Annotated in this window: 13 protein-coding genes and 1 riboswitch; of the genes, 7 read left to right on the top strand and 6 right to left on the bottom strand. The window is 49.7% G+C overall.

The window, feature by feature from the left end:
• A partial coding sequence (locus BLQ82_RS26080; RefSeq protein WP_143013552.1) for an IS3 family transposase occupies positions 1–306 on the top strand: 306 nt, incomplete at its 5' end.
• A gap of 257 nt (positions 307–563) precedes the next feature.
• Here the strand turns inward: BLQ82_RS26080 and BLQ82_RS26075 are convergent.
• Positions 564–809, bottom strand: coding sequence for a hypothetical protein (locus BLQ82_RS26075; protein WP_062522327.1), 246 nt, complete (start codon positions 807–809; stop codon positions 564–566).
• Positions 761–1,087, bottom strand: coding sequence for a sigma factor-like helix-turn-helix DNA-binding protein (locus tag BLQ82_RS26070; RefSeq protein WP_074648651.1), 327 nt, complete (start codon positions 1,085–1,087; stop codon positions 761–763). Before BLQ82_RS26070 ends, BLQ82_RS26075 begins: the two co-directional genes overlap by 49 nt.
• Before the next feature lie 256 nt (positions 1,088–1,343).
• On the opposite strand from BLQ82_RS26070, the gene BLQ82_RS26065 reads away from it, so the two are divergent.
• The gene (locus tag BLQ82_RS26065) at positions 1,344–1,532 is read left to right on the top strand and encodes a hypothetical protein (protein WP_062522329.1); all 189 of its coding nucleotides are present in this window, start codon (positions 1,344–1,346) and stop codon (positions 1,530–1,532) included.
• A gap of 290 nt (positions 1,533–1,822) precedes the next feature.
• Positions 1,823–4,630 (top strand): O-antigen ligase family protein, encoded by a 2,808-nt coding sequence (locus BLQ82_RS26060; RefSeq protein ID WP_062522331.1) that lies wholly within the window; start codon positions 1,823–1,825, stop codon positions 4,628–4,630.
• A 27-nt stretch (positions 4,631–4,657) separates the two neighbouring features.
• On the opposite strand, the gene BLQ82_RS26055 is transcribed toward BLQ82_RS26060, so the two are convergent.
• The 4 genes from BLQ82_RS26055 to ytxJ form a co-directional block, all read right to left on the bottom strand.
• Complete coding sequence (locus BLQ82_RS26055) at positions 4,658–5,107, bottom strand: hypothetical protein (protein WP_062522333.1); 450 nt, start codon at positions 5,105–5,107, stop codon at positions 4,658–4,660.
• A 28-nt stretch (positions 5,108–5,135) separates the two neighbouring features.
• Positions 5,136–5,648 carry a hypothetical protein gene (locus BLQ82_RS26050; RefSeq protein WP_062522335.1) on the bottom strand — a complete coding sequence of 171 codons (513 nt, stop codon included), beginning with the start codon at positions 5,646–5,648 and terminating at the stop codon, positions 5,136–5,138.
• Positions 5,649–5,761: 113 nt separating this feature from the next.
• Positions 5,762–5,931, bottom strand: a riboswitch (cyclic di-AMP (ydaO/yuaA leader).
• Between the two features lie 344 nt (positions 5,932–6,275).
• On the bottom strand, positions 6,276–6,515 hold the full coding sequence (locus BLQ82_RS26045) for a glutaredoxin family protein (protein ID WP_062522337.1): 240 nt from the start codon (positions 6,513–6,515) through the stop codon (positions 6,276–6,278).
• Positions 6,512–6,838, bottom strand: coding sequence for a bacillithiol system redox-active protein YtxJ (gene ytxJ, locus BLQ82_RS26040; protein ID WP_062522339.1), 327 nt, complete (start codon positions 6,836–6,838; stop codon positions 6,512–6,514). Before ytxJ ends, BLQ82_RS26045 begins: the two co-directional genes overlap by 4 nt.
• A gap of 224 nt (positions 6,839–7,062) precedes the next feature.
• Between ytxJ and BLQ82_RS26035 the strand changes: the two genes are divergently transcribed.
• From BLQ82_RS26035 to BLQ82_RS26020, 4 genes are all read left to right on the top strand, one after another.
• Positions 7,063–7,785: an SDR family NAD(P)-dependent oxidoreductase gene (locus tag BLQ82_RS26035; protein WP_062522341.1), complete on the top strand. Its 723-nt coding sequence runs from the start codon at positions 7,063–7,065 to the stop codon at positions 7,783–7,785.
• Positions 7,786–7,819: 34 nt separating this feature from the next.
• Positions 7,820–8,455, top strand: a complete 636-nt coding sequence (locus BLQ82_RS26030; RefSeq protein ID WP_062522343.1) for a ThuA domain-containing protein — start codon at positions 7,820–7,822, stop codon at positions 8,453–8,455.
• A gap of 206 nt (positions 8,456–8,661) precedes the next feature.
• Positions 8,662–9,024, top strand: coding sequence for a MerR family transcriptional regulator (locus BLQ82_RS26025; protein ID WP_020431246.1), 363 nt, complete (start codon positions 8,662–8,664; stop codon positions 9,022–9,024).
• Positions 9,025–9,060: 36 nt separating this feature from the next.
• Positions 9,061–9,396 carry a thioredoxin family protein gene (locus BLQ82_RS26020; protein WP_062522345.1) on the top strand — a complete coding sequence of 112 codons (336 nt, stop codon included), beginning with the start codon at positions 9,061–9,063 and terminating at the stop codon, positions 9,394–9,396.
• Positions 9,397–9,557 lie beyond the last annotated feature (161 nt).

Raw genomic sequence — 9,557 nt, 5'->3', positions numbered from 1 at the left:
CATCACTCCGATCGGGGCTCGCAGTATGCCTCCGCAGATTACCGTAACCGTCTAAAGAAGTACCACATGAAAGCAAGCATGAGCCGCAAAGGAAATTGCTATGATAATGCCTGCATCGAATCCTTTCATAGCATACTAAAGAAAGAGTTGGTTTATTGCACCAAGTTCAAAACGAAGCAGCAAGCGCAGGACGAAATGTTCCAGTACATTGAATTTTTTTATAATCGCAAGCGAATCCACGGTGCGTTGGGTTATGTTTCCCCTGCCCAGTTTGCAGCGAGGTTCAAGAAGAGAAAAACCGCATAATTCACTTTTTTTGTGTCCACTTTCTTGACGGAGGTCCAAAAGTATCACTAATTCGGCTGTAAGTGGCTCTATGGGATGAATAGGCATGAATTAGGTGTACAAAATCCCACTAAAACCTTCTGCAGCCAGGATTTCAGCTTATTAGTTTTACTTTTTCCACTATATAAACTGAACTTGTGATTTTTCTATTTGGGATGGGGCGTGACTCCAGAGAATGTTTGGACTTCCGTCCGCTGTTGTCTACAGATTTCTTTCGCTTATCCATGCCTTTCATCCTGAATCGGGTCATGGTTTTTCCCTTGTATTAATTCAAGGAATTCCAAAGTGACCATAGAAACAGCATCTTCTGCAGGCAATTGAATGTATCTGCTAACTTTGAGGATATCCTCTTTGAATAAATTCACCAGCTGCAATATTGCTGCGGGGTCTTTCCTTTTCGCTTCTTGTAACAGATTTAAAAACTCGCGGTCTGAGATAATATTTGAATCATTTTCTTTTTCCATTTGTTCACCGCCTGTTGACTGAGATGAAGTTCCTTTGCAACCTCGTTTTCGGTCATATCTTGCAGGTATAGCTTGCTGATAATGGTGCTTCCCTGGGATGGAAGCTCACTCAAAAGGTCTTGAATCCATATTTTCGTATCGGAAGCGGCCGTGAAATTATGATCGATTGTGTGATTATCGAAGAGAGGGAACTCTCGTGCACGGACCTTTCTTGCTTTGTATTGGATTCTCCAGCCAATCCGGTAAATCTCCCTTTTGTATTCTTCGTAGGCGCTCACAATTGATTCTCCTTTACCATTGTTTATGTATAGGGAAAATTTAGAAGTCAAAAAACAACCAAAATAGGAACATTTGTTCCTATTACAATACCATAATATGGTTTACTATTGTATGACAAACTATAACTTCACCTATTAGGTGGAGAGGAAATCTGGAAGAGTGCTAATTAGCTAACACTGAAGGGACAGCCACTAAGCTGGTTCTGGCGAAAAAATGCCGTATAGTGTACCTTAGTAATAAGGAGTGGTTCAGTTCATGAAAAAAAGACAAACACCCTTGCTGGCAGCGGCTTCGATTCTGCTGATTATTATCAGCAGCCTAATCAAACCGGAGAGCTCAGTGTGGCTGGGGGCGCTGCAGACGGTATTGCTTGGCGTTGGAATATTAGGCTGCTGCATGGCGTTCCTGAGATTCGCCAAAGGCGGCAAAGGCAAGAAGGGTTGAGAAGCAAATAGAAAGCCGCGGCAGGCTGCCGCGGCTTTCTTGACCATATCAGAAAGAAAATATTGGGGTCCCCGCAAAGCACTTGAATCAGCTTACATGCAAGCGGTCCCGCTTTGAAGGGGATTTCGTGGAGCCTATTGGATATGGGGAAGATAGCGGGGGGAGTGCGGATGCGGTACGGCTCTCTTTTTTTGTTATCTATTAACTATATTTAGGGTAATTTTGCCAATGAGAGAATATGACATTATAATAAATAAGAATATGCAATAAATTGTAAAGGGGAATATAAATTGGGCCATCCTGTATACGGTAAAAAGGCGACACAGTCAAAAATTGCTGAAAAGATATCCAGCCCGCTCTGGGTGCTGATTATCGGTATTATTCTATTTCTCGTATGGACCCCATTTCAGGTGGGATTATTTAACGGTCTGCGTGCGGATTATGAGAAGCCGCTCTATATCTCAGTTATAATTTGCAGTCTGATGCTCATTGTCTGGGCAGGCATCTACTACAAAAAATTCAAGCTGGAGGATCAGCGGGATCTGCTTGCTCTGGCTGTGCTCCTGCTTCCGCTGACCTACTTCCTGTCGCTTTTTGTAGCTGCTTCCCACTATATGGCAAGCAATATGCTGCTTATTCAAAGTATGTATGCGGCATTATTTATTGTAGGCCTCTACTTACTCCGGCAAAAACAAGTGAATGCGCTCATACAAACCGTCATAATGACCGTAGCGTATCTAATTGTTTGGTTTGGTCTGCTGAACTGGCTGGGTGCCTGGAATGTGGCCGGAGGAGCGGTCGGCTGGTTCTCTAATACTGTTGCCGTATCAGGGAAGTACCTGGATGCGGTAATGACTGACTCGAATGGTCTGCGTCTAACTTCAGTATTTCAATATGCCAATACATATGCCGGCTTCCTGATGGCGTTCCTGTTCGTTGCCGTGTTTGCACTAATACGGTCCCCCAAATGGTACGGTACGGTCATTCACGGTTTTATGCTGGTGCCGGTTATCGTGTCGCTCCTGCTGACCCTGTCACGGGGCGGCCTGGTCCTGCTGCCGGCAGTATTTGTTCTGCTGCTTCTGTTTCAAAAGCCTTCGCGGCAGATTCTGTGGATTATTCATCTCATTGTGGCTGCCCTTGCGTCGCTGGCCGTAATTGGTAAGGTAACATCTATCGGCAAACGTCTGGCGGCGGTTCCAGATGCTTCTGCAGCCGTAGAGGGCTGGTCCTGGCTGCTTATTGCTTGTGCTGTAACCGCAGCTATAAGCTGGGCTGTGCAACACTTTGCTGCTCCCCGGCTGGAGAAGCGCTTAGAGAACTGGTCCAACCGTAAGCTGGCTAATCTGTGGCTGCCTATCGGAGCAACAGCGTTGGTAGCTATTGCAGCGTGGCTCCTGATTGGCACAAGCGCACGCAGTATTCTGCCGGCCAATATGGAAACCCGCCTGGAGAACATTAACTTTGAGCAGCACAGTGTGCTGGAGCGGATCACTTTTTACCGCGATGCTTTTAAGGTAGCGAAGGATTATCCGGTGCTTGGGGCAGGCGGGGGCGGATGGGCCGCCCTGTATGAGAAATACCAGAACAACCCGTATGTCAGCCGTCAGGCGCACAACTTCTTTTTGCAGTATTTGATTGAGGTTGGAATACTGGGCTTTATTGTGTTCATGGGCTTTATCCTGTTCGTATTCTACAAATATACCAAAGGATACATGAAGCGGGCGGGGACAGATGATTACGATAACGGCTTCTTTTATCTGATTATTGCGCTTTCGATTCTGGTACACAGTATTCTGGACTTTAATATGAGTTATGCTTTTATGGGAATCCTTGTATTCATCGCCCTTGGCGGAATGGCGGCTGCAATGGAGGCCAAACCCCTCGCCGCCAGATGGAACTCGTCTGTACTGCGGTTCGGTTATCTGGCCGTGGCCTGCGCGGCCGCGTTGGCAATCTTGATCGTGTCACTCCGAAACATCAGTTCCACCAACGCGTTCGCCGAAGCGAAGGCCATTGCCCAATACAGCACATCTTATGATGAGATTAAGGCTCCGCTGGTGAAATCGCTAAAGATCCGGCCTTCACATCCCGAATCAGTGATCCTGCTGGCCGTGCTTGATAATCAGGTATACAGCCAGACAAAAAATGAGCAATTTGCCGCAGAATCCCTTTCAGTGCTGCAGCGCGGTCTAAAGGATGAGCCGAACAACAAGCAGATGCTTCTGCAGCAAATCGCTCTGTATGATCTGCAGGGCAAGAGCGAGAGCGCTTATGCCATATACCGTGATAATCTGAACAAGTATATCTGGGATATTGACTGGTACGAGCCACTGATCACCCGGGCATCTGGTCTGGGTGTCCAAGCTCTCCTCCAACAGGACAAGGCCAAGCAACAGGAGTACTTCGAGACCGCTCTTACCACTTACCAGGATGTTGTAGATGGCGTTGCCTTCTTGAAGACATTGCCTTCCGGGCAGCTTCAAGGCCGGCCCTTCTCGGTCACGCCGCTGATTGCGCTGAGCGCAGGCAAGGTTAAGCAGATAACAGGGGATGCAGAGACCGCCTTGAACTTCATCCAGACGGGCTTCACGGGCGGTTACGCCGATCTGGCAAGCCGGGGCGATTTGTGGAGTACTGGATGGTATAATGACTTAATCGTCCGTTCTAACGAGCTGGGACAACCCATTTATACAGAGTGGCTGAATCTGTTAAACACTCCGGGCGCTGACAGCACAGTCGTCGATCAGGTCGCAGCCAATGCAAAGGAGAACTTCAATACGGGTATTGAGGCGTATAGCCAGGTTACGAGAGAAGCAAACAGTCAGACAACCGCTTTTTCTTCCACCGCAACCTTAGCACTTGGTAAAATGCAGTTCCTCACCGGAAATGTCCAGGCCGCAGTTACTGCGTTGAAGGGCGGACTTGGCGAAGATTATTCGGATGCGGTTAACCGGGAGATGGCACGCTGGTATTTAGCCGGGTTAAAAAAGCTGAACAGCTCTGAGGATCAGGATGTGTATAATAAGCTAATTGCCGCCGATGCCCAAGAGGCGGGTATGATCGAGCAAATTGCTGTAATGAAGCCATTACCATAAGATGCAGTCCGTCATAGCCGCGCCAGTTTATCCAACGGATAAACTGGCTGTTGGTATTTCGGCTTGTGCAGCCAGTTGCTCGCGCATCTGCCGGATTTGCGCCTTGAGCTCAGGCAGGTTCTTCTTGAGGATCAGACTGATGTCCGCCAGGGACAGGCGCAGGCCATACCGGAGCGCATGCACAAGCTGGTCCTCCCAGGACAGGCCGGCCGAAATACGGGACTTGCGGCCTTGGGCAATCAAGGAGCAATGACGGATGCATTCACGATAGGCCTGAAGGGAGAAGCTCTGCGCGTCACAGCGCGTACGCAGATACGGCTCATAAAGCTCCGTGAAGCTCTTCACCGCAGCCTCCTCTGCTTCGGTCCCCTGCCCCAGCAGCAGCCTGCTGAGCGTATAGATATTTCCGCTGTACTTCTCAATATACTCCGCAAATCCGGCGGTTGAAGCCGGCGTGCGCGATAAGGGGTCAGGCATGTTCTCACAGTCCTTTCTGAATAAAAAACTATAGAATAGAATAATAAGCGATAGATTTGTTAATCAGCTCTGCCGGTTCCGGCTCTGGCCAGGCCCGCTGGAGCTGCTGTGTCCGTGAAGGTCTATAGTACATTCTTCCCGCACTTGAGTTACCGCCGGCAGCCAGCACGGAATGAAAATAAGAATCTGTCTGAACCTGTATATCAATGAATTTCCCTTGCTGAAGCTTTGCTTTTAGATGCAGTAGTGCACTCAGTACCAGATCCCGCTGAGTCCGCCTCCACTGGGGACCTAAGCGGTCTACAATTTGTATCGCCTCCTCAAGGCGGCAGCGGCGGATACTGCGCAGGAAGCTGCTCCATTGGATCAGGTCAACCCGCTTATCTTCCCACAGCAGTCCCTGCGACCAGCTATGCCCCGCCTGGCAGGTCAGCTTCAGGAGGCCGTAGCGGCAATTTCCGGCCTGCTCCTGCCCGGGGCTTGCGGGCCAAGGAGCATCGAATACCCATATTTCTATACGCAACAGCCGGCGTGACTCCATTCCTTACTTCCTCCTTCTCATGGATCTCCACACAAAAAGCCGCAGCAGAGGAGGACCTCTGCTGCGGCTCTGGTACAGGCTGAAATAAACCTGGCGCAAAATCGTGGCGGATCAAGTTCTCTCTCTATACGCTTACGGGGTTAGCTGTCGGATTCGGACGGTGAGAGTCGCCCTGCCTAGTGAGACTGCATTGGTGCAGTCCCCTTCGGATTCACCCCAAGTAGGCTTGTCGCCTGGTGGTTCCCCCGTTTCCCGCGTGGCGGGAATTCAGCGTTGATTGGTTTTCATGAATAAGTTCAAAACGAATCATACTCTTTCATGCGGTTCTTTGTAAAAATGAAAAAGGGAAATGCGGCGTAAATTAACGTTGAAATCCCGGGATTCGCAGGAAATAAACGGATAAAACCATATATGTTGCCGTTTATCGGCCTATTATCTCATGCGCACGCCGGTTTTTATTTTTTTTGAAAAAAAGGGCCTGGGAACGTTGATCCCCGGCATTTGGTCAAGAGCTGATTTTCTAGGCAGCAAAAAAGGGGATTCAAGAATGATTTAGTTCTGAATCCCCTTTTTAACCTATGAATCCGGAAACTGCGTCAGTTCTGCTGATCCAAGGAAATCCGCGCATTACCGGGCTGCTGCAATAAGCTCCTTAAGCTCGGGCAGATTAAAGCCTTTGACGGCATGCGCGCCGGATACTGTAACTGGAACACCCATGAAACCGAGCTTCTCCACCTCTTCCTGGTAGACCGTGCTGGTCATAACATCTCTTACTTCAAAAGGAACGCCCTGCTCCTTCATCAGCTGCTTCACTTGATTGCAGTCACTGCAGTTCGCGGTTGAATAGATAATTACAGGCTGGCTCATGAGTTCACAGCTTCCTTAATGGCATCCCGGGTAATCTTCCAATGGGAGGTGTTCCAGCGGACCTCACCGTCTTCGAGCAGGAAAATTTGCGGAGACTCATGTTTGATGCCGAAGTCCTCGGCGATCTGGTTGGAGACTGGACGGTCTTCAATCACATGGACCACGGCAGCAGGGGTGCCGGAGCTTTGGACATAGGCCTGGAACTCTTCATTGGCCTTGGCGCTGATCGGGCAGGTGGTGCTGTGCTTGAACAGCAGCTTTTTACCGGGCTGTGCAATGTATTGATGCAATTCGTCGACACTGTGAATTTGTGCTATGGACATTGGAATCCCTCCTGAGATTTTTAGTTTGCTAACAATTCGGTTGTTAACAATGATATTTTTGATTGTAACATAGTTAAAAATTAAGTCAAAAGAAAGAAGCGCCGTGCTGCCGGTCCGGACAGTCCAGTGCAGGACGTTGTAAAAAGACAAGTGCCATGCTAATGTGTATGGGATAATAGCGCTAACAGGTGTACTGATTCTTAAGATGAAGGAGTGTCCAATTCATGAAAAGGGTCGCTTGTGTTACCGGTGCTGACCGGGGACTTGGATTTTTCCTTGTGCGCTGGCTTCTGGAGAATAAATATAAGGTGTTCGCCGGGCAGTACCTTGAGGAATCTCAAGCATTGCAAGCGCTGCAAGCACAATATCAGGACCAGTTAAGTCTGATTCCGCTGGATATCGGCAGCAGCGAAAGCGTGAAGCGCGCGGCGCGCAGCATTGCGGGATGCACGGGTCATCTGGATCTGATTATCAACAATGCCGGAGTGATTGACCGGGCGGACGATGCCACCATACTGGTGGATATGGATGACACGGCGATGGCGCACATTTATAATGTCAATACGCTTGGTTCCCTGCGGGTCAGCAATGCTCTGATGGGCCTTCTGCTGCAGGGTAAACAAAAATTAATTGTGAACATATCCTCTGAAGCCGGCAGCATCAGCCGTAACCAGCGGATTAACATGTACGGTTATTGTATGTCTAAGGCAGCGCTTAATATGCAGTCCTCCCTGATGCATAATCATTTGCGGGTGATGGGCGGCCAGGTCATGGTCTTCCATCCTGGCTGGCTGCAGTCCTATATGAGCGGCGAGAAAGATGAGGCAGCGCCTATACCGCCTGAAGAATCTGCCGGCAAGATTATGAGTATTGTGGAGGATCACAAGGCGCATATGGGGAAGGAGCCGGTTTTTCTGGATTTTCAAGGAGAACCTTGGCCCTGGTAAATACAAATTTTCCGGTAGAAAGGTGTGAATGGAAATGGGAGAGTTAAAGGCACTTGCGCTTGGAAGCTATACGGAGGTGAAGTATCATCCGTTTGCCGGTGTGGACCGCGTATTTGAGGAGCTGTTGGGCGGAGAATTGCAGGTGACATCCACCGAAGATTATCGTTTGCTGAGTAAGGACAGCTTATCGGACTACAAGCTTGTGATAGCGTATACAGAGTTTTCGGATCACAAAATACCTCCTGAACAAAGCGGCGCTTTGCTCTCTTACGTGGCAGGCGGCGGCGGACTGCTAGTGGTGCACAATGGAATCTCACTGCAGCGGAACCAGGAGCTGGGCGTAATGCTGGGAGCCCACTTCATCCACCATCCGGCGTACACCTCGCTTCAAATGACGGTCCCCGCAACCGGGCATCCGATTATGGAGGGAATCACTGATTTTGTGATCGAGGACGAGCCGTATTATTTTGACATGCAGCCGTATTTTGAAACGACAATACTGGCAGAGTATCCGCATGAGGGTGCGATGCGGGCGGCAGCCTGGTGTCATGAATTCGGCCAAGGGCGTGTTGTATATCTGATGCCGGGCCATCATCTTCCTTCCTTTTCGGTCGAACCGTTCCGGCAGATGATTAAGCGAGGCGGTTTATGGGCAGCGGGATTGCTGTAGCTCTTGAATATGCGATGAAGTGCATAACGCAAGCAGTATTGTGAAAAATCTGGCTGAAGCCTTAGGCTGGAGCTGGATTTTCTTGCTTTTGCAGCCGCTGCTGAGCAGCGCACTAAAGGATGAATAAAAAGTCTTGACCCTGACACTGGTGTCAGGGTTTATACTGTGATCAGACCATTTCTCATGAACCCCGGGGAGAACATGCCATGAAAATAGGTGAGCTTGCAGAACGGACAGGTGTCAGCATCCGGTCACTGCGATATTATGAGCGTCAGGGTCTGATTACCCCGCTCCGTAAGGCCAATGGATACCGCGAGTATTCAGCGCTGGCCGTGGAGACGGTGGAGACGATCAAGCTGTATTTGAATCTGGGTTTGTCGACGGAGGAAATCGCCGGTTTTTTAAATTGTGTGCTGATGAAAAAAGAGGCCTTCTGTGCGGAAGTGATGCCGCTGTACCGCAGCAAGCTGGAGGACATTGAACGCCAGCTGCTGCAGTTGAACCAGATCAAGTCAAACCTGGAGGAGAGGATTGCCTCCATTCAGCAGGAGCAGAAGGAGTCAGAATAACCTGAAACGATACAGAAGGTGGAGGAGGAATTAACGATGGCTGTTGTAAATACGGAACAAGCCGATACGCTGCGGATGCGGGTGCGCGAAGGAGGGACTGTACTGGTAGATTACGGCGCGCCTTGGTGCCCGCCTTGCCAGACGCTTCTTCCGATCCTGGAGGAGCTGGATGAGGAATATGGCAGTAATGTCACGATTCTAAAAGTAAATTGTGATGTTCTGCCGGAGCTGGCTGCAGAAGCAGGAGTCATGGGCCTGCCTACCGTGATCGTATATAACGGGGGACAGCCTATGGAAAAGCTGGTAGGCCTGCGGCCGAAATCGGCCTATCAGGGTGTGCTGGACCGCTTTGCCGCCGCGAACAGCCGGTAAAGACAGCAACCGCGTGGCGGCGCTATGGCAAAGTGCCGTTGTTTTCGGGAGGATCAGGCTGCGAGGCCAAATGAGAGGTAAAAGTACCTCTGTTTTCGGGAGAATCGGGCTGCTGAGCCAAATCAGAGGTAAAAGTACCTCTGATTTCGGGAGAATCGGGC

The sequence above is a fragment of the Paenibacillus jilunlii genome, from assembly GCF_900102965.1.
Classification (GTDB): domain Bacteria; phylum Bacillota; class Bacilli; order Paenibacillales; family Paenibacillaceae; genus Paenibacillus_AQ; species Paenibacillus_AQ jilunlii.
This window is presented reverse-complemented; position numbering and strand designations above follow the sequence as displayed.